General features: G+C 61.3%; 17 protein-coding genes. 3 read left to right on the top strand and 14 right to left on the bottom strand.

Annotation, left to right across the window (positions count from 1 at the left end; translation table 11 throughout):
- Positions 1 to 106 precede the first annotated feature (106 nt).
- The 13 genes from paaD to allB form a co-directional block, all read right to left on the bottom strand.
- Positions 107 to 613, bottom strand: coding sequence for a 1,2-phenylacetyl-CoA epoxidase subunit PaaD (gene paaD, locus ABD833_RS00965; RefSeq protein ID WP_345070358.1), 507 nt, complete (start codon positions 611 to 613; stop codon positions 107 to 109).
- Positions 607 to 1,410 (bottom strand): 1,2-phenylacetyl-CoA epoxidase subunit PaaC, encoded by an 804-nt coding sequence (gene paaC / locus ABD833_RS00970; protein ID WP_345070359.1) that lies wholly within the window; start codon positions 1,408 to 1,410, stop codon positions 607 to 609. Before paaC ends, paaD begins: the two co-directional genes overlap by 7 nt.
- Positions 1,411 to 1,463: 53 nt before the next feature.
- The gene (paaB, locus tag ABD833_RS00975; protein ID WP_135497483.1) at positions 1,464 to 1,751 is read right to left on the bottom strand and encodes a 1,2-phenylacetyl-CoA epoxidase subunit PaaB; all 288 of its coding nucleotides are present in this window, start codon (positions 1,749 to 1,751) and stop codon (positions 1,464 to 1,466) included.
- A gap of 166 nt (positions 1,752 to 1,917) precedes the next feature.
- Positions 1,918 to 2,871, bottom strand: coding sequence for a 1,2-phenylacetyl-CoA epoxidase subunit PaaA (gene paaA / locus ABD833_RS00980; RefSeq protein WP_345070360.1), 954 nt, complete (start codon positions 2,869 to 2,871; stop codon positions 1,918 to 1,920).
- A gap of 209 nt (positions 2,872 to 3,080) precedes the next feature.
- A complete protein-coding gene (gene paaE / locus ABD833_RS00985) occupies positions 3,081 to 4,160 on the bottom strand; it encodes a 1,2-phenylacetyl-CoA epoxidase subunit PaaE (RefSeq protein WP_345070362.1) in 1,080 nt (359 codons plus the stop codon).
- A 117-nt stretch (positions 4,161 to 4,277) separates the two neighbouring features.
- The gene (locus ABD833_RS00990) at positions 4,278 to 4,859 is read right to left on the bottom strand and encodes a TetR/AcrR family transcriptional regulator (RefSeq protein WP_345070364.1); all 582 of its coding nucleotides are present in this window, start codon (positions 4,857 to 4,859) and stop codon (positions 4,278 to 4,280) included.
- Positions 4,860 to 5,312: 453 nt separating this feature from the next.
- A complete protein-coding gene (locus ABD833_RS00995) occupies positions 5,313 to 5,843 on the bottom strand; it encodes a TetR/AcrR family transcriptional regulator (RefSeq protein ID WP_345070365.1) in 531 nt (176 codons plus the stop codon).
- A 150-nt stretch (positions 5,844 to 5,993) separates the two neighbouring features.
- Positions 5,994 to 7,430: a DUF6986 family protein gene (locus ABD833_RS01000; protein ID WP_345070366.1), complete on the bottom strand. Its 1,437-nt coding sequence runs from the start codon at positions 7,428 to 7,430 to the stop codon at positions 5,994 to 5,996.
- A 270-nt stretch (positions 7,431 to 7,700) separates the two neighbouring features.
- Positions 7,701 to 8,039, bottom strand: coding sequence for a hydroxyisourate hydrolase (gene uraH / locus ABD833_RS01005; RefSeq protein ID WP_345070367.1), 339 nt, complete (start codon positions 8,037 to 8,039; stop codon positions 7,701 to 7,703).
- A 74-nt stretch (positions 8,040 to 8,113) separates the two neighbouring features.
- A complete protein-coding gene (gene uraD / locus ABD833_RS01010) occupies positions 8,114 to 8,725 on the bottom strand; it encodes a 2-oxo-4-hydroxy-4-carboxy-5-ureidoimidazoline decarboxylase (protein WP_345070369.1) in 612 nt (203 codons plus the stop codon).
- A 60-nt stretch (positions 8,726 to 8,785) separates the two neighbouring features.
- Positions 8,786 to 9,532, bottom strand: a complete 747-nt coding sequence (gene allE / locus ABD833_RS01015; RefSeq protein WP_345070371.1) for a (S)-ureidoglycine aminohydrolase — start codon at positions 9,530 to 9,532, stop codon at positions 8,786 to 8,788.
- Between the two features lie 77 nt (positions 9,533 to 9,609).
- Complete coding sequence (locus ABD833_RS01020) at positions 9,610 to 10,860, bottom strand: allantoate amidohydrolase (RefSeq protein WP_345070372.1); 1,251 nt, start codon at positions 10,858 to 10,860, stop codon at positions 9,610 to 9,612.
- On the bottom strand, positions 10,847 to 12,199 hold the full coding sequence (gene allB / locus ABD833_RS01025; RefSeq protein ID WP_345070374.1) for an allantoinase AllB: 1,353 nt from the start codon (positions 12,197 to 12,199) through the stop codon (positions 10,847 to 10,849). Before allB ends, ABD833_RS01020 begins: the two co-directional genes overlap by 14 nt.
- Positions 12,200 to 12,416: 217 nt before the next feature.
- On the opposite strand from allB, the gene ABD833_RS01030 reads away from it, so the two are divergent.
- Positions 12,417 to 13,823, top strand: a complete 1,407-nt coding sequence (locus tag ABD833_RS01030; RefSeq protein ID WP_345070375.1) for a urate hydroxylase PuuD — start codon at positions 12,417 to 12,419, stop codon at positions 13,821 to 13,823.
- 147 nt (positions 13,824 to 13,970) lie between these two features.
- On the opposite strand, the gene ABD833_RS01035 is transcribed toward ABD833_RS01030, so the two are convergent.
- Complete coding sequence (locus tag ABD833_RS01035) at positions 13,971 to 14,879, bottom strand: hypothetical protein (RefSeq protein ID WP_345070376.1); 909 nt, start codon at positions 14,877 to 14,879, stop codon at positions 13,971 to 13,973.
- Positions 14,880 to 15,118: 239 nt separating this feature from the next.
- Between ABD833_RS01035 and ABD833_RS01040 the strand changes: the two genes are divergently transcribed.
- Both ABD833_RS01040 and ABD833_RS01045 read left to right on the top strand, forming a co-directional pair.
- The gene (locus ABD833_RS01040) at positions 15,119 to 16,111 is read left to right on the top strand and encodes a fasciclin domain-containing protein (protein ID WP_345070378.1); all 993 of its coding nucleotides are present in this window, start codon (positions 15,119 to 15,121) and stop codon (positions 16,109 to 16,111) included.
- 162 nt (positions 16,112 to 16,273) lie between these two features.
- A complete protein-coding gene (locus ABD833_RS01045; protein ID WP_345070379.1) occupies positions 16,274 to 17,836 on the top strand; it encodes an alpha/beta hydrolase family protein in 1,563 nt (520 codons plus the stop codon).
- The last annotated feature ends 13 nt before the right edge of the window (positions 17,837 to 17,849 follow it).

Below are 17,849 nucleotides of genomic sequence, written 5' to 3' on the forward strand. Positions count from 1 at the left end.
TCTCGCGTGCTGACGTTGGATTACCAATCCAATACTAATCATACATGAGCACGCGAGATTCCTCGGAATGACGTGTAGGACTTAGCATGACACGTTCTGGATTAGCTCAGGCGTGGCACTTGAAGTAGTCGAAGGGCTCCTTACAGTCGTCGCACTGGTAGTGGGCTTTGCAGGCCGTGGAGCCAAACTGGCTGACCAGGTGCGTATGCGCTGATTTGCAGAGCGGGCAGCGCACGGCGGTGTCCTTGCCGAACAGGTTGAGCATGTGGCCCGTCGCGGTGCCATCCACGGGCGGCGCGATGCCGTAGGCTTCCAGCTTATCGCGGCCCGCCCGGCTCATCCAGTCGGTGGTCCAGGCGGGGCTGAGCTGGTTGTGAATGGTGAGCCGGGTGATGCCCTCGGCCAGCAGCCGCAGCCGGATGTCGGTGGCAATGGTGTTCATGGCCGGGCAGCCCGAGTACGTCGGCGTAATGCTGACCGTCACCTGCTCGCCTTCCACCCGCACGCTGCGCACGATGCCCAGATCCAGAATGCTGAGCACGGGCACCTCGGGGTCCGACACCTCTTCCAGCAGCTGCCAGACGCGTTCTTCGGTGGGCGCCGCGGCTACCATGTCAGGCCCGGATACGTGCGCTGCATGTACTGCAGCTCGGCCAGGATGTAGCCCAGGTGCTCGGTGTGCCGGCCTTCCTTGCCGCCGGTCATCATAAACGCGCCCTGCGGAACGGGCAGCGTAGCTTCCTCAAAAACGTGCGCCAGGTGCGCCTCCATTTTCGGCAGCAGTGCGGCGTAATCGGGAATGAGGCCGGTGGCCTGCAGGGCTTTTTCGGTGGCTGTGGGCGTGGTCAGCTCACCGGAATAGCGCCAGAGGCTGGCCAGGGCTTTGTCGAGACGCTGGCGGCTTTCCTCCGTGCCGTCGCCGAGGCGGATGATCCACTCCGAGCTCCATTTCAGGTGGTAGGCGGCTTCCTTCACGGCCTTTTCGGCAATGGCGGCCAGCCGCTCATCGGGGCTGGCGCGCAGCTGCAGCAGGCAGTGGTAGTGGAAGTTGTCGAACAGAAACTGCCGGGTGATGGTGTCGGCGAAGTCGCCGTTGGGCTGCTCCACCAGCAGCGGGTTGCGGTACTGGGTGGCGATGCGCAGAAACGCGAGGTCGTCCTCGGTGCGGCCCTGGCCTTCCAGCTCGGCGGCGTACTGGTAGAGGCTGCGGGTTTCGCCCAGCAGATCCAGTCCGATGTTGGCCATGGCCAGATCCTGCTCCAGCACCGGCCCGTGCCCGCACCACTCCGACAGCCGGTGGCCCAGAATCAGGCTCGTATCGGCCAGTTGCAGCACGTACTGAAACAGGAGCTGCCGCAGCTCGGGCGGGTAGGCATTCAGCGCCGACGTATCGGAAGGGGCAACTTGCATAGGGCGAAAGTAAAAAGCGGCCAGCTGACTGCTACGGGCAGGCAGCTGCTTACCTACATGTGCTTGATGGAGTCCGGCACGTCGTAGAACGTGGGATGCCGGTACACTTTGTCGTTGGCCGGGTCGAAAAACGCCTCGGCATCATCCGGGTTGGAGGCGTGCACGTGCGTCGACTCGACCACCCAGATGCTGATGCCTTCCTGGCGGCGGGTATACACGTCGCGGGCATTCTGGATGGCCATGGTGGCGTCGGCGGCGTGCAGGCTGCCCACGTGCTTATGGTCGAGGCCCTGCTTGCTGCGGATAAAAACCTCCCACAGCGGCCATTCGGATTGGGTCATGATTCTGGTGTGGCCTCACCCCCTAGCCCCCTCTCCGAAGGGAGAGGTGGAACTAGCTCTAGCAGCTAGGAGCTGGCTTGGGCTTTAGGTAAAGCTGATTTTTAGAGTAAAAAAAACTAAAAGCTAGTTCCCCTCTCCCCTAGGAGAGGGGCTAGGGGTGAGGCCACTATGCAGCCTGCGTCGCCATTTTCCGGGCGCGTTTCCGGGCGTGGGCGGAGGCGGCTTCGCGCACCCAGGCGCCTTCCTCGTGGGCTTTCACGCGGGCGCCGAGGCGGTCCTTGTTGCACATGCCGTTGCCCTTCACCACGTTCCAGAATTCCTCCCAGTTCACGCCGCCGAAGTCGTAGCCTTTTTTGGTCTCGTTCCACTTTAGCTCCGGGTCGGGCACGGTCAGGCCCAGGAACTCGGCCTGGGGCACCATCATGTCCACGAATTTCTGGCGCAGCTCGTCGTTGGTGAAGCGCTTGATGCGCCAGTTCATGCTCTGGGCCGTGTTCGGCGAGTCCGCGTCGGCAGGGCCGAACATCATCAGCGTGGGCCACCACCAGCGGTTCAGCGCTTCCTGGGCCATTTCCTTCTGCACCGGCGCGCCTTCGCACAGCGTCTGCATAATCTCGAAGCCCTGGCGCTGGTGGAAGCTTTCCTCCTTGCACACCCGCACCATGGCGCGGGCATAGGGGCCGTAGGAGGTGCGGCACAGCGGCACCTGGTTCAGAATGGCTGCGCCATCTACCAGCCAGCCCACCGTACCCATATCGGCCCAGCTCAGGGTGGGGTAGTTGAAAATGCTGGAATACTTGGCTTTGCCCGAGTGCAGGTCGGCCAGCATCTGGTCGCGCGAGGTGCCGAGGGTTTCGGCGGCGCTGTACAGGTACAGGCCGTGTCCGGCTTCGTCCTGCACCTTCGACAGCAGAATGGACTTGCGCTTCAGCGACGGGGCGCGGGTGATCCAGTTGCCTTCGGGCAGCATACCCACCAGCTCGGAGTGGGCGTGCTGGGAAATCTGCCGCACCAGCGTCTTGCGGTACGCATCGGGCATCCAGTCCTTAGGCTCAATGCTGATGTCCGCGTCGATGCGGGCCTGAAACTGCTCTTCGAGGTTGATTTCTACCGTTTCCATGCGTTTTCAACAATGTTTAACTAACAATCGTTAGTTAAAAGTAAGGAAAAGTTTGGGCTTTACTCTTTTGTATATGCTCAATCTAAGCAGAATGTCATGCTGAGCGAAGTCGAAGCATCTCTACCGCTTCGTTAGAGTGCCAATCCACCGTCAGCACGCGAGATTCCTCGGCTGCGCTCGGAATGACGGTCAACGAAATACTGGTCCGGCTACTGGTCAAAGTCCACCAGCACCTTTTCCGAGGTCGGGCGGGCCTGGCAGGAGAGGACGTAGCCTTTGGCTAGTTCGCGGTCGGAGAGGGAGTAGTTCACGTCCATTTCCACCGTGCCTGCCACCACCCGGCAGCGGCAGGTACTGCACATGCCGTTTTTGCAGGAATAGGGCGCATCAACGCCGGTTTCGAGCAGGGCGTCAAGGACAGTGTTGCCGTAATACGACATCTCCAGTACCCGGGTCGTGCCGTCGAGCTGCACGGTTACCTGGCTGTGCTTGTCGTCGGCGCCGGCGGGGTGGGGGCGGGCCGGGCCCGCCGCTTTTTTGCCCCCGCTGGCCGAGGTAAACATTTCGAAGTGAATCTTCTCCGGGGCCACGCCGGCGTTGGTCAGGGCCGCTTTCACGCCCAGAATCATTTCCTCCGGCCCGCAGATAAAGCACTCGTCAATCTGGCTGGCGGGCAGAATCTTGTCGAGAAACAGCTCGGTTTTCCGCTGGTCGATGCGGCCGAACAGCAGATCGGTGGTGCCCTGCTCCCGGCTCAGCACGTGGTACACGCTCAGCCGGTTCAGAAACTTATTCTTCAGCGCCTCGATGCCTTCCTTGAAGATGATGGAGTTGCGGCCCCGGTTGCCGTAAATCAGCGTCACCTGACTGTGGGGCTCCGTCAGCAGCACCGTTTTGATAATAGAATACACCGGCGTAATGCCGCTGCCGGCCGCAAACGCCACGTAGTGCTTGGCCTGGTCGGGGTGCAGCGGGGTGTGGAAGTGGCCGGCCGGCGGCATCACGTCCAGCTCTTCGCCTACCTGCAGGCTGTCCACGGCCAGGGACGAAAACCGGCCCTCGGGCACCTTCTTGATAGCTACCTGCCACTCGTTTTCCAGCGGGCTGCTGCAAATGGAGTAGGAGCGGCGCAGCTCCTCGCCGTTGTGCTCGCGCCGGAACGTGAGGTACTGCCCCTGGATGAAGCGGAACGTGTCGCGCAGCTCCGCGGGCACGTCCAGCGACACGACAACCGCGTCGGGGGTTTCCCGCTGAATACGCTTGATCTTGACTTTATGAAATCGACTCATTTCTGGTTTTTGGTTTTTAGCTTTTGGTTTTTGGATCGTGGGTTTGGGTAACGAATGCGGCCATTACTGATCGGTTATAAGACCAAAAACCAAAAACCATCAACCAAAAACCAACTGCTACTTCGCTATTCCGTTCAGGAGCAGGGTCATGATGTTTTCTTCCAGCTCCTCGGCCGTGATGCCCCGACCCGGCCGGTACCACAGCTCCACCCAGCGCACCGCCGACAGAATGGTGAACAGCGCCACCGACGTATTTACGGGTTGCAGCTCGCCGGCGGCAATACCCTGCTCAATGAGCGCCGCAAAGCCCTTTTCGTAGTTTTTGCGGGCTTCCTTGAAGGCTTCGAGCTTGTCGTTGGTCAGGTACTTCCAGTCGTTGTTGGCCACCGAAACCGCCGCGCCATCCTCAATCATCAGCCGGATGTGCAGGTGAATCAGGGCCTTGATCTTCTCGACGTAGGAAGTGTCGGTCTGCTCAATCTGGGCCAGCTGCGACACGTAGGTGTTCGAGACGTGGAAGCAGATCAGCTCCAGAATTTCGTCTTTGGAGTTGATGTGGTTATACATGCTGGCCGCTTCCATGCCCACCTGCGCGCCCAGATCCCGCATCGACGTGCCGCCAAATCCTTTGGCTTTGAACAGCTTGGCCGCTTCCTCCAGAATCAGCTGGCGCTTGTTGTTCTTGACTTTCTTCGCCATCGGGGTTTTGCCAGGGCTGAGGGTAAACGATAGGGCAGCCGGCTGGCTCCTTCAAATATACTAACAAATGTTAGTTGCCTTTATTGCGAAGTAGTCGTCATCCCACTATATCAACATAATCAGTTGATTACGCTAAAGAGAAAGGTCTTTTGCAGTAAAAGGTGAGTGTATACTTACTAAAAGTTAGCTAACACTTACCAGTCGTTGAAAATCTTTCCGTAACATTGTACTGTCATCAATGAATAATCCCCCCGGTTTCATGGCTGACTTAGTACCCCGCCTCTATTTCCAGGTGCTACTCCCACCCCACCTGGACAGGCAGTAGAAAGCCAGCCGGTTTTCGAAGCCAAAAGCCCGCCCAATCGAGACGCTCGATTGGGCGGGCTTTTGCTTTTTCAAGCGTTTCGGCCGCAGGATCTTGGCTGGCTAAAAGGCGCCAGCGGCACCCCGGCGTTAGGCCTGCTGCGGGTATTTGGTTTTGATGAAGTCGCGCATTTCGGGGGTAAACTCCGGGCGCGTGTTCGCCAGTCCTTTCCACAGGGCATCTACCAGCCCGAGCAGAAAGCGGGTTTCCATTTCGGGCTGCGGGTAGCCGAGCTGGCGGAAGGCTTCAGTCAGCAGCGCGGGCATGGGGTGCAGAAACTGCTCGTGCTGCTTACGGGCCGTTTCCACGTCGATCAGGCGCGACTGCAGCTTCCAGAAGTAGGGCTCTTCGCGAACCATCTCGTAGGGCAGGTCGATGATTTTATACACCAGCTCCTGGGGCGAGTTGTTCAGCAGCCGGCCCCGGTTTTGCTCAATAACCCGCTTATAGCCGCTTTTGATGATGTAATCGAGCAGTCGTTCTTTGCTGCCGAAGTATTTGAAGATAAGCGCTTCCGATACGGCAGCTTCCTTGGCAATGAGTTGGGTCGAGGTGTTTTCAAAGCCTTTATCAGCAAAGAGCTGCAAGGCAGTAGTGGCAATGTGGGGTTTGCGGTTCATGCGCTGAAAGTACGGCTTGAGGATGCTAAGTAAAGACCAGCTTCCCAATATCGGCAAATGATAACACGGAGCAGCGCCCCGGAACAGCAGGTTCTGGGCTGTTCCGGGGCGCTGCTCCGGGGGCGGCAGGCAGTGTCTGGTGTGGTGCGGCTATGCTTTGGGCTTACGGCGGCCTTCCAGAATGCGGAAGAACGAGCGGCTGTGGATTTCTGCGGTGGTGAGGCCGGTAGCCAGCACTTCCTCCTCCGTAATGGCGCCGCAGTTCAGGGCTTTCAAAAAGAAGTTGAGCAGGCCCTGACCGGTGGCGGCATCGTCGAAGATGTCGCCGGTGAGGGTGGAAATGGCGGCCCGCTCCACGAAGCTTTTCAGGCGGAACAGCGCGTCGTCGTAGCTGCTCAGGAAAAAGCTGTAGGTGGCCGCGTAGCGCATCGGCAGCTGGGCCGGGTTCAGGTCCCAGCCCTGGTAGAGGCCGTTGATGAGCGAGTGGGTGGTGTGGTGGAAACCCTGCCGCCAGGCGTTATGCACCGAGTCGCGGTTTTCCCGGAGCTGTTCAAACGTGAGGTTGTCGCCGCGGTGGGGGCCGATGGGCATCACGTTGGTCGCGCCATCGGAAAGGAAGATGCCGGTGCCGCCCAGCGCCACTTTGGTCATGTGGTGGGCGAAGTCGCAGACGGGGTGGGCCATGGTCTGGTACCGGGCCGTGATGCCGGCCGAGGCCGTGTAGTCGTAGGTGCCGAAGTGGGCGGCCACGCAGCGGCCCTCACTGGCGCGGATGATGCGCAGGAGCGGGTTGCGGCCGTCCTCGTCCAGGATGATCTGGGTGGCTTCCACCATCGTCTCCATCTTCAGCGTGCCGGCCGGCAAGCCGTTGGCTTTCTCGAGCATCTCAAGCAGGCGCACCATGGTGGTCATCTGCTCGGGAATAGTCACCTTGGGCAGCATCACCACGAAGTTTTCGGGCAGCTGGCCGCCGGTTTTTTCCAGCAGGGCCGTCAGGAAAATGTCGAGGGTGCGCACGCCCCGGGCCTTGAGGTCTTCGGTGAAGGGCTTGATGCGGATGCCGATGAAGGGCGACACGGTACCGTTGGCCATGCCTTTGGCCAGCTCGCCGGCGGCCTGCACGGCGGTGGCGTCCTCTTCCGCGTCGGGGCGGTTGCCAAAGCCATCCTCGAAGTCGATGCGGAAGTCTTCCACGGCCTCGCGCTGGAGCTTTTTCATGATTTTGTTGTAGACCGAATACGCCAGCCAGGCGGGCTCCTGCTTGCGCTCGGCCGGACTCATGGCGTCGAGGCGGGCGGTGAGGCCGGCCACCTCCTTCTCCAGGGTGGGCAGGTACTCGTGGCCCTGGAGCTGGAGCACGCGGGCCAGCTCCGCGAAGTTGGGGGCGTAGGTGCGCAGGTTGTTGAGGGCACTGTCGCCCATCCGCACGCAGGTATCGGCCTTGAACAGGTTGGCCCCGCCGTACACGGTATGCACCGGCTGGCGGTCGGGCTTGTCGCCGGGGTAGGTGTGCTGGAACTTAAGGTTGGCCGCGCCGAGCTCGTCGAGCAATTGGGTTTTGTCGGCGTCCTGGATGCTGAGTTTCATCGGGAAAGAAAAAGGGAAGGCGGGATTTGAGAAAGAGGAAAAGGCGGACAAGCTACCGGAAAGCAGGCGGCGAAACTAGAATTAGCTCCCCTCCTTTTTTCAAGGAGGGGTAGGGGTGGTTACTAAAGCTAGTTGTCATTGAAGGATGAATTAGCTCTAAAAAGTCGTTCAACGGCTTTACCACCCCGCCCTACGGGCACCCCTCCTTAAAAAAGGCGGGGACCTCAGACCTAGCCCTAAGCTAGCTTTAATGATAGATTTCGACCAGCCTCAGGAGCCACGGTAGGTGCTGTAGCCGAACGGATTCAGCAGCAGGGGCACGTGGTAATGGGCGGTGGTGGCCACGTCGAACACGATTTCCACGAACGGATAGAAGCTGGCCGTGGCCTGCTGCTCAAAGTATTCCTGGGTGCAGAACTTCAGCTTGTAGATGCCCAGCGGCAGCGGCTCATCAGTAGGCAGCAGGTGGGCAATGCGGCCGTCCTGGTTGGTGACGCCGCGGGCCAGCTCCGTCCAGGTTTCCCCCTGCCGGGCAGATAGCACGATGGTAACGCCCTGTGCGGGCCGGCCCAGGGTGGTGTCGAGAATGTGGGTGGTTATCTGGCTCATTCTTGGGGGCGTGGGGGCGTGGGGCGTGGAGGCGTGGAGGCTTGGGGCGGGGCGTCAGAACGACAGCCAAGACCCTAAGAACCCAAGCCCCCAGGATCCTGACTCAGGAGCTTCTCCAGGCGGATACGGGTGATTTTATTTTGCTCGGCGGCGGCCAGCTGAATTTCGGCTTCGGGCTTATTGAACAGCCGCGCTTCGAGCAAGGCCAGCATCTCCTCCGCCGTTTTGCCGGTGGCAAATACGATGAAGATGTAGCCGAACTGCTGCTCGTAGCGGGTGTTGCCCTCGGCCAGCGCCCGAAGCACTTCCTCACTCGTTGCGCGCACGCCGGCCTGCTCACCCTCGGCCCAGGCGCTGGTGCTGGCAAACTTCGCCCGCAGCGCCGCCACGTTGCCCCCGATTCTGGGGTGGTGGGTGAAGGCCTCCTTCCAGTCTTCTTCCGCCAGCCCGTTCCAGACGGTGTTGGCCTGGTCCATCAGCGTGTCCTCGTCGGCGACGGGGAAGACTTCGTTCAGGCCGGCCACCCAGGCGCGGGCGCCGCAGCACTTACGCAGCTCTTCGGCGCGGGCCGCGGGCGGGAGGTTATTGAGTTCGTCGAGGGTCATAGTCTTGCTAGTGGTAGCACCAAAAAGAACGTCATTCCGAGCGAAGCCGAGGAATCTCGCGTGGCGTCGTCTGATTACCAATCCAACGTCAGCACGCGAGATTCCTCGGCTTCGCTCGGAATGACAGTCGATTATTGGCAGTTACATCACCGTGGGGAAGCGGTTGACGTTTTTGTAGTAGATGTACACCGAGTCTTCCTGGCCCATGGCGGTGGCCCACTGCTGGCAGTAGGGCGCCATCCAGATCGAGTCGCCTTTCCTGACCGGGTACCACTCGTTGTCGAGCATGTAGATGGCCTGACCCTGCAGGTACATGAGGCCGTGCTCCATGATGTGGGTTTCGACCATTGGCAGGTGGCCGCCGGTGCGGTAGGTGAAGATGTTCACGGCCATGTCGAAGCCCAGTTCATTCGGCAGCAGCTCCTGAATGCGCAGCGCCTCGTCGTTCATGTAGACCGGTGCCTTGGCCAGATCCCGCTCCCCGAAGAATACGGCCGGCGTGGCGTGGCCTTCCAGCGGCTCGTACACCTTGTGGAAAGTCAGCAGCTGGGTGCCTTCGATGGGGTTCTGAAACCGGTAGTGCTGCCCGACCGGCACGTACACGTACTGGCCCGGCGTGAGGGTGCGGTCCTGGCTGCCGACGGATACTTCGCACTGACCTTCCACCACGAAGAAGAAAATCTGGGACGCCTGGGTCTGGCCCGTCAGCTGGCCGCCGGCGCGCAGGGTCACGAGCGTCTGCGCCAGGCGGGCCCCCAGCTGCTCGTTGATGATAACGTTGACCGTGCAGTTCGTCCAGCCGGGCACGACGCTGTTGATGTAGCCGTCGGGAGCAATAATGGCGTGGTTGCGCTTGACGACGGAGCGGGTGAGAGCGGAAATTTCCATGTTTGGGGGAGAGATTGTTCAGATGATTTTCCCGCAGAGGTTCGCGGAGGGATGCGCAGAGGTAGCGCAGAGGCCGTTCAGCAACTTTCAGGCGTCCGTATCAGGCTCACTAGAAACTGCTCGGAAACCTGGATAGCAGCGGCAATGTCGGTCAGCTCGGCGTTTTCCAGCGGGTTGTGGCTGATGCCCTGGAAGCAGCGCACGAACAGCATGGTAGCCGGGGCCACGAACGAAACCGGCACCGCGTCGTGCCCCGCGCCGCTGACCAGCTCCACGACCGGGTAGCCGGAATCAGCAATGGCCCGCGCCAGCAAGGCATTCAGGTTGGCGTCGCAGGCAACGGGCGCAGTGTGCTGAATCGGGTTCCAGTGCAGGGTCAGGTTTCGGCCGGCGGCAATGTCGCCGGCCTGGGCGAACAGGGCTTCGTAGGCCGATTCAAGCCGGGCCGCATCGGCGCTCCGGAGGTCGAGGCTGCAGGTAGTTTCACCGGCAATAACGTTGCTGGCCGCGTGGCGCACGTCGAGCTTGCCGACGGTAGCCACCAGCCCGGCCTTGTTTTGCCGTCCGAACTGCTCCACGGCCAGCACGAACCTGGCGGCCCCGGCCAGCGCATCCTGGCGCATGTCCATGGGCACGGTGCCGGCGTGGCCGGCCATGCCACGAAAGGTCAGCTCCACCCGGCGCTGCCCGGCAATGGCGGTTACCAAAGCCACGGGAATGTTCCGCTCCCACAGCACCGGGCCTTGTTCGATATGTGCTTCGAAATACCCCAGCCACTGGTCAGCGGGAATGGCGTCGGCGGCCAGTGCCGCGACGTTGCCGCCCATCGTCTCAACAGCCTGCGCCAGGGAAATGCCGGCGGCATCGGTTTTAGACAGCAGGCCCTGGTCGAAGGAGCCGGCCACGACTTTGCTGCCCAGATAGGTGGTGTGAAACCGTACGCCTTCCTCGTCGCTGAAGGCAATCAGCTCGAGGTGAAACGGCAGCTCGGCCTGCCGGGCAAGGAGGTTTTCCAGCAGGTCCAGCCCCAGCAGCACACCCAGCGGCCCATCGAATTTGCCGGCATTGACCACCGTATCAATATGGGAGGCCATAACGAACGTCTTCGCCCTGGGGTCCGGGCTCACCAGCCGGCCGCGTACGTTGCCGATGCCGTCGAGGCGGGTGCTGAGGCCGGCGGCTTCAAACCAGCCGCGCACCAGGGCCCTGCCCCGCAGAAAAGCCGGCGTGCCGAAGGTGCGCGTGATGCCGTCAGGATCCTCGCTGATGGCGGCCAGCTCGTGAATGCGCGCCAGAACTTTTTCGGCGCGGGTACTATAGTTTTCCACCCCGGTAGCGGGTTAAAAGTTGGCCTTGATTGAGCTGGATGAATTTTGGGCGCTGATACACCAGCTCGCCGCGCAGAAACGTCTGCTCGACTACGCCCCGCAATTCGCGCCCAAGATAAGGCGACACTTTGTGTTTGTGCTGCAGCAGGCTTTCCGTGACTTGAAACGTCTGCTCCGGGTCCAGTACCAGCAAATCGGCGTCGTAGCCCTTGGCAATGCGCCCCTTGCGGTGGGCCTGTCCGGCCAGCTTTGCCGGGTTTTCGCTCAGCCAGCGGGCCAGGTCGTTCAGCGTAGCGCCGCGCTTTTGGGCCGCGGTCCAGAGGACGGGCAGGGCCAGCTGGAGCGAGGCAATGCCACCCCAGGCGGTGGTGAAGTCGCCGGTTTCGATCTGCTTCAGGGCGGGTGGGGCCGGGGAGTGGTCGGTGGCCACGAAGTCGATCAGGCCGCTTTGCAAAGCTTCCCAGAGCTGGTCGTTGTTGGCCTTTTCCCGGATGGGCGGGGCGCATTTGAACTGCGTCTGGCCGTCCCGGATGTCTTCGGCGGTGAAGAACAGGTAGTGCTGGCCGGTTTCTACCGTCAGCGGCAGGCCCCGGGCTTTGGCCGCCGCAAGCTGCGCCAGCGAATCGGCCGACGACAGGTGCACGATGTGGGTGCGGCAGCCCGTTTCGGCGCACAGCCGGATCATCAGCGCCACGGCGGCGTCTTCCCAGCTTTTGGGCCGCGAGGCCAGGTAGTTGGGGTAGGAGCGGTGGTCGCGCTGCTTCCACGCCGCGTCGTCGGTGGTCAGCTCGCAATGCACCAGCAGGGGCAGGTCGTGACGGGCCAGCAGGGGCATCACCTGCCGCAGATCGGCTTCGGTAACGTTGGGGAAGTCGTCGATGCCCGAATGAGTGAGAAAAGCCTTGAAGCCCAGCACGCCCCGCTGAATCAGGCCTTCTACCTCGGCCGCGTTGCCCGGCACGATGCCGCCCCAGAAGCCCACGTTGGTGTGCCGCTGGCCCTGGGTAGCGGCCAGCTTCAGCTCGAAGTTCGCCACCGACGTCGTGACCGGGGACGAGTTCAGCGGCATATCGACCAGCGTGGTGAGGCCGCCGGCCAGCGCGGCGCGGGTGGCCGTGTCGAAGCCTTCCCATTCGGTACGCCCGGGCTCGTTGATGTGCACGTGCGGGTCGATGAGGCCGGGCAGCAGGGCCTGGTGGCCCAGATCCGTGACGGGACAATCGACGGCGGAATCTACGGGCCGCAGGTCGGTGATTATGCCGTTTTGCAGGAGCACCAGCGCGGGACGGGTGCCGTCGGGCGTCACGACGCGCTGACTTTTTAGGGCGAGGTCTGTCATTTTTATCAGTAAATTGGAGCTTTCCCGGGCTCATTCTGCCCGGGTTTTCCTCAACGGAAGCTCGTTGCCGCGGGCTGGCCGGGCAAAGTAGGAACGTGGCCCCGCGCTGAACAGCCGGGCTTCGTTCCGGCGGTAAGGTGGATATTTTGCGGCACAACCACTTTCTTCCCTCTTCGGACAAGGGCCGTTCCGGGCCTTGTCTTTGCCCTCGCCGCGCATGATTCGACTGCTTACTTTCGGTGCCGCCTTCCTGGTGTTTCTGCTGCTGCTCGGTATTATCTACGCGTTGCAGCGGGTGGCCAAAACCCGCTCCGGGGGCGGCAAAGTGGGGGAAGGGGGCCTCACGATGCAGGGCTTTTCCTACGCCCTTATCCTGCTGGCCGTGGCCTACCTGCTGGCCATGACGTACGTGTTCGTGCGGGGCACGCCCTGGGAAGGCCACCTGCTGGAGTGGCTGAACATCGGGGTGCGCCTGATGCACATCACCTTTGGCATTGCCTGGATCGGGGCCTCCTTCTACTTCGTGTTCCTGGAAAATGCTCTGAACCGCACCGACAACGTGCGCGACGAGCTGGCCGGCAACCTCTGGGCCGTGCACGGCGGCGGCTTCTACTACCTCGAAAAGTATAAGCTGGCTCCCCAGGCCATTCCCCGCGACCTGCACTGGTTCAAGTACGAGGCGTATTTCACCTGGCTGTCGGGCTTCAGCCTGCTGTTCGTGACCTACTATTTCAACGCCAGCGCCATGCTGACTGACCCCCGGGTGCTGGCCATCAGTCCGCTGGTGGGGGTGGCCATCGGCATCGGCTCGTTCGGGGTGGCCTGGCTGGTCTACGATGTGCTGTGCAAAACGCCCCTGGTACGCAAAGGCCGGTGGTTCGTCCTCGTCGGTGGGCTGCTGATTACGGCGTTTGCGTTTTTCTACTGCCAGGTGTTCAGCGCCCGGGCCGCCTACATTCACTTCGGCGCCATGCTGGGCACCATCATGGTGGCCAACGTCTTCTTCGTCATCATTCCGGCCCAGAAGGAAATGGTGAAGGCCGCCACCGAGGGCCGGCCGCTGGACCCGCAGCTGGGTAAAAATGCCGGCTTACGGTCCCTGCACAACAATTACTTCACGTTGCCGGTGCTGTTTGTGATGGTCAGCAACCACTTCCCCAGCACTTTTGGCAATGCTTATCCGTGGGCCGTGCTGGTCGCTATTTCGCTGGGCACGGCCGGGGTGAAGCACTGGATGAACCTGCGCGAGAAGAAGCAGGCCACCGCGCTGGTACTGCCCGCCTCGGCCCTGTTCCTGCTGGCCGTGGCCTTCACCACCGCCCCGAAAAATGCCCCCCCCGGCGCGGCCGCCTGCACGCCCAACGTGAGCATGGCCCAAGTCAGCAGCATCGTGCAAAACCGCTGCGTACGCTGCCACTCCTCCAACCCAACGGATGAGGTCTTCACAGTGGCCCCGAACGGCGTGAAGTACGACTCGCCCGAGGACATCATCCGCCTCCAGGACAAAATCATGCAGCGCGTGGTCGTCACCAAAACGATGCCCCAGAACAACAAGACGAACATGACCCAGCAGGAGCGCGACCTGATCCGCTGCTGGATTGAGCAGGGTGCGCCGAACCGGTAGCCTCTTCTCAGGTAATGCGTCCGGGTAAGCTTGCCAGATCAACCGTAGGGTAATGGAGTAGCGTAAATTATCCTGGTGAGCAAACCCCGCTGCCGGTGGGAAACGGGCTTTGCTCGCTAACCGCTTTCCAGCAGTCGGCGCGAAGCTTTAGAAGTTGTAGGAAACGCCCCCGGAAAAGGCCCGGGACTTGCCCAGATTGCGGCCCGCCACGTACAGGCTGGCCCCGGCCACCAGCCCGAGTCCTTTGGCAATGGGCCGGTACAGGCTGCCGCCGATGCGGGTGTAGTTGACCTGCGTGGCGGGAAAGAAGAAGTCGAAGCCTTCCTGTACGATGTCGGTACCCTTGCTGCTCGACTGCTGGAAGGCCACGTAGGCATCGGCATACAGCTTGCGGCCCGCGTAGCCTACTTTGGTTTCGGCTACGAAAGCATTCGGTACCCGGCCACTGCGCAGGCTATACCCGGCCTGGCCCGTGAAAAACACGCCGGATGGCATCTTGAGCTGCGCGATGCCCAGCGTATTGAATCTGGTGGCCCGGTTGCCAATGGCAATGATGTATTCCTCGCCCTGCTTGCTTTCGTAGCCACTGGCGGGCGTACTCACGCCCACGGCCCCGAGCAGGTCCAGGATATTGTCGCCGACTTCCCGCGAGTACGCCTTGAACTTGAGGTAGCCGGTCACGTCCTGCAGGCCGCTTCGGGTGTTGGTGTAGTCCTTCTCCGGATTGCGGACGCGGTAGTCGTCGAGTACCGTGGCCTCGGCCTCGCCCGTCGATTGAATATAGGGCAGGCTGACCACCACGTCGATTTTGTCGGTGATGCCGTAGGAGCCATACACATTCAACGAGTTGATCTGCACCCGTTTGAACAGGGGCACGGAGTCTACTTTGCGGGACGGAATAAACACCTGCTGATATTTTTCCGTGGTGCCGCTCACTACCAGGGAGCCGTGGCCTTTGCCCGACATAAAGCCGTTGAGGAGACTCTGCGCCCGGGCGGGGCCGGCAGCCAGAGTGGCGCAAAGTAGAAGAAAAGAAAGACGGTAAGCGTGTTGCATGGAGGGAGAGGAGTTAATAAGACGAAAACAAGTCGGATTAGATTTCGTTGTGCCGGTGTAAAAGGTATTCCGCGAAACGATCAGCTTGCGGTGCGGCCACCTACGAAAGCGGGAAGATTATCGGATTGTCACGGCGGTAAATCCACTCAACTTTCTGTTTCGTAGGTCGCTGGCAGTCGTTTCGACCCGGCATTTTCTGCCCGCCCTGCGTTTTTCCTGCTTATCACCTCCTATTGCCCATGAAACACCTCGTCCCTACCTGGTTCGCTGGCCTCGCCCTGACTGCTGTACTGCTTGCCGGCTGCAGCAAAGACGAAGCCGCGGAACTCTCCATTGCCGGCATTGCCGTGTCGAACCCCGATTTTCAGGAGCTGGAAGATGCCGCCATTCGTGGCGGTGTCGTCACGACGCTCTCGAACAAAAACCCGGCTGATCCGCAGGGCAACTACACCGTGTTTGCCCCCACCAATGCCGCCTTTGCCCGCCTGGGTCTGCGCACCGCCGCTGACCTGACGGCGCTCCGACCGACTTTTCTGACCAACACGCTCCTGTATCACGTGGCCAGCGGCACGCTGGCCGGCGCCGATCTGCGCCTGGGCAACTTCTCGGCCTCGGCCCTGGGGCCCAACCGCCGCATCACCAGCCGCGGCGGTAGCCTGTACGTGAACGGCTCCCGTATTCTGGCTACCGATGTGCGCGCTTCCAACGGTACCATCCACATCGTAGACAAGGTGTTGCTGGCTACCGGAGCCGATATCGTGCAGTCGGCGGTGGCGCTGAGCCAGGGCCAGGTATTCGTCAAGCCCGAGCTGACGTTTCTGGTGGAGGCCGTACTCTATTGCGACCTGGCCGGTGCTCTTTCGGCCACGTCCGGCAGCGCGCCGCTCACGGTGTTTGCTCCCACGGATCAGGCCTTCAAAAACCTGGGCACCCTGCTGAACGTGCCGTTGGTGGTGCCGGCCGATATTCGTAAGCTGCCGAAAGATGTAGTAACGGCCGTGCTGCTCAACCACGTGCTGGGCGGCGCCAATGCCGATAAATTCACGTCTGAGCTGCCGGAGAAAACGGCCCTGATCCCGCTCGGGGGCTCCCCGGTGGCTATGGGGCCTTTCGCCAACGGCTTGCTGACCGTGCAGGGCAAGAGCAATGCCAGTCCCGCCACAATGGTAATTCCTGACGTGCAGTGTACTAACGGCGTCGTGCACATTATCGACCAGGTGCTGCTGCCCTAAGCCGCCGCCGGCCTGCTACAGTGCTACTGGGTTTTGGAATCGGATATATTCCAGTAGGAAAGTAATAAAGTCTTGGCTTTATTATACTATCTTGCCTGCTTCCCAGTCTGACCCGCGCTAACTTTGGCCCGGAAAGTAGGAAGCTTTAAGTGAATTGGTAGTATGAATAATTTTCTCGCTGGCTGTTTCGGGGCTTGGCTGCTACTGCTGGGTCTGCCGCTGCTGGTAGTGGCGCAAACCCAGTTGCCGGCAAAAACGAGCCTGCAGGGGCAGTGGAAAGGCGCGCTGACGGTGCCAGGCGGCAGTCTGCCCATTGTTATTTCGGTAACCGAGCTGGCCGGCGGCAATCGGTTTGCTACGCTCGACGTGCCCATGCAGCGGATTGTACGCTCGCCCATGGAAGTGCAGCAGCGCGGGGATACGCTTATTTTCGACGCGAAGGAAGTTGGCTGCCAGCTGGTATGCCAGCGCTCCACCAATGGTCAGCAGCTGCAGGGCACCTGGCAGCAGCCGGGCTATACCACGCCCGTCACCCTGACTTTTTTCGTGGCTCCCGCCGTCGACCCGAAGAACTTTAAATTTCCGCCGCCCTACCGCATTGAGGAGGTAACGGTGTCCAATCCGGTCGATAACACCCTACTGATGGGTACGCTTACCATTCCGGCGGGGGCCGGGCCTTTTCCCGCGGTGTTGCTGCTCACCGATATCGGCTCCCAGGACCGCGACGCGACGTTGGGCTCTTACCGGATGTTCGGCGAGCTGGCCGACTACCTCACCCGTCAGGGCACGGCCGTGCTGCGGCTCGACGACCGGGGTACCGGCCAGTCGGGGGGCGACAATGCCAGCACGACTACCGCCAGCTTGGTCAAGGATGCCCAGGCTGGCCTGAACTTCCTGCGGACTCGCCCCCTGGTCGATTTCAACCATCTGGGGCTGATTGGCCACGGCGAGGGCGGTAATGTGGCCCTGCTGACGGCAGCGCAACCCCTGCCGCCCGCTTTCGTGGTCACGTTGGCGGCTTCCGGCGTGATTGGCAGTGAGCAGCTGATGCTGCGGCAGACGGAAATGCGCCGCTCCAGTGCCAGCGACACTACCAGGGGAAGTATTTCGGTGGCGCAGCAGCAATTTCAGGCCGATGTCCGGCGGCAGGCTGATAAAATGCGCGCCGAAGGAGCTAATTCCGCCCAGGTTGAAACCTTCCTCGATCAGCAGCGGATGCGGCAGCGGAGCGAAGAAAAAAAGCAGCTGGAGGTTATCATGAAACAACAGCGCGCCATGCTGGAAATCATTCGGCAGACGACCAACGACGGGCAGGCGCAAGCCATTGTGGCCAACATGCAGCAGCAGTTTACGCCCGGTCTCGACAAAACCGCCGCCCTGGCCAGCGCCGCTCAGATGACTACGCCTTGGTACCGCTACTTTCTGGAATTCAATCCGCAGACCGATTTACTGAAAGTACAGTGCCCGGTATTGCTGCTCAACGGTACGGCCGATCCGGAGGTTGGCCTCAACAATCTGACGCTTCTGGAGAAGGGGCTGCGGGTGAACAAGCGCGTGACTACCCGCAAGCTGGTGGGTGTCAACCATCAGTTTCAGGCGCCCGAAAGCGAGTGGCCCCTGGTGGCCGGCCAGCCCAAGCCCGTTTTCTCCCCCGCCGCGCAGGAGGCTATCCGCGATTTTGTTCGGCAACAGTTGCCGAACCAGGTTCAGGCATCAGGCAAGTAGTCAGGGAAATATC

Origin of the sequence: Hymenobacter fastidiosus (assembly GCF_039539565.1) — a bacterium.
Lineage (GTDB): Bacteria > Bacteroidota > Bacteroidia > Cytophagales > Hymenobacteraceae > Hymenobacter > Hymenobacter fastidiosus.

Excerpts from the sequence above, each read along its gene's own strand:
- paaD (WP_345070358.1), bottom strand. The coding sequence starts at position 613 with ATGGTAGCCGCGGCGCCCACCGAAGAACGCGTCTGGCAGCTGCTGGAA.
- paaC (WP_345070359.1), bottom strand. The coding sequence starts at position 1,410 with ATGCAAGTTGCCCCTTCCGATACGTCGGCGCTGAATGCCTACCCGCCC.
- paaB (WP_135497483.1), bottom strand. The coding sequence starts at position 1,751 with ATGACCCAATCCGAATGGCCGCTGTGGGAGGTTTTTATCCGCAGCAAG.
- paaA (WP_345070360.1), bottom strand. The coding sequence starts at position 2,871 with ATGGAAACGGTAGAAATCAACCTCGAAGAGCAGTTTCAGGCCCGCATC.
- paaE (WP_345070362.1), bottom strand. The coding sequence starts at position 4,160 with ATGAGTCGATTTCATAAAGTCAAGATCAAGCGTATTCAGCGGGAAACC.
- ABD833_RS00990 (WP_345070364.1), bottom strand. The coding sequence starts at position 4,859 with ATGGCGAAGAAAGTCAAGAACAACAAGCGCCAGCTGATTCTGGAGGAA.
- ABD833_RS00995 (WP_345070365.1), bottom strand. The coding sequence starts at position 5,843 with ATGAACCGCAAACCCCACATTGCCACTACTGCCTTGCAGCTCTTTGCT.
- ABD833_RS01000 (WP_345070366.1), bottom strand. The coding sequence starts at position 7,430 with ATGAAACTCAGCATCCAGGACGCCGACAAAACCCAATTGCTCGACGAG.
- uraH (WP_345070367.1), bottom strand. The coding sequence starts at position 8,039 with ATGAGCCAGATAACCACCCACATTCTCGACACCACCCTGGGCCGGCCC.
- allE (WP_345070371.1), bottom strand. The coding sequence starts at position 9,532 with ATGGAAATTTCCGCTCTCACCCGCTCCGTCGTCAAGCGCAACCACGCC.
- allB (WP_345070374.1), bottom strand. The coding sequence starts at position 12,199 with ATGACAGACCTCGCCCTAAAAAGTCAGCGCGTCGTGACGCCCGACGGC.
- ABD833_RS01030 (WP_345070375.1), top strand. The coding sequence starts at position 12,417 with ATGATTCGACTGCTTACTTTCGGTGCCGCCTTCCTGGTGTTTCTGCTG.
- ABD833_RS01035 (WP_345070376.1), bottom strand. The coding sequence starts at position 14,879 with ATGCAACACGCTTACCGTCTTTCTTTTCTTCTACTTTGCGCCACTCTG.
- ABD833_RS01040 (WP_345070378.1), top strand. The coding sequence starts at position 15,119 with ATGAAACACCTCGTCCCTACCTGGTTCGCTGGCCTCGCCCTGACTGCT.
- ABD833_RS01045 (WP_345070379.1), top strand. The coding sequence starts at position 16,274 with ATGAATAATTTTCTCGCTGGCTGTTTCGGGGCTTGGCTGCTACTGCTG.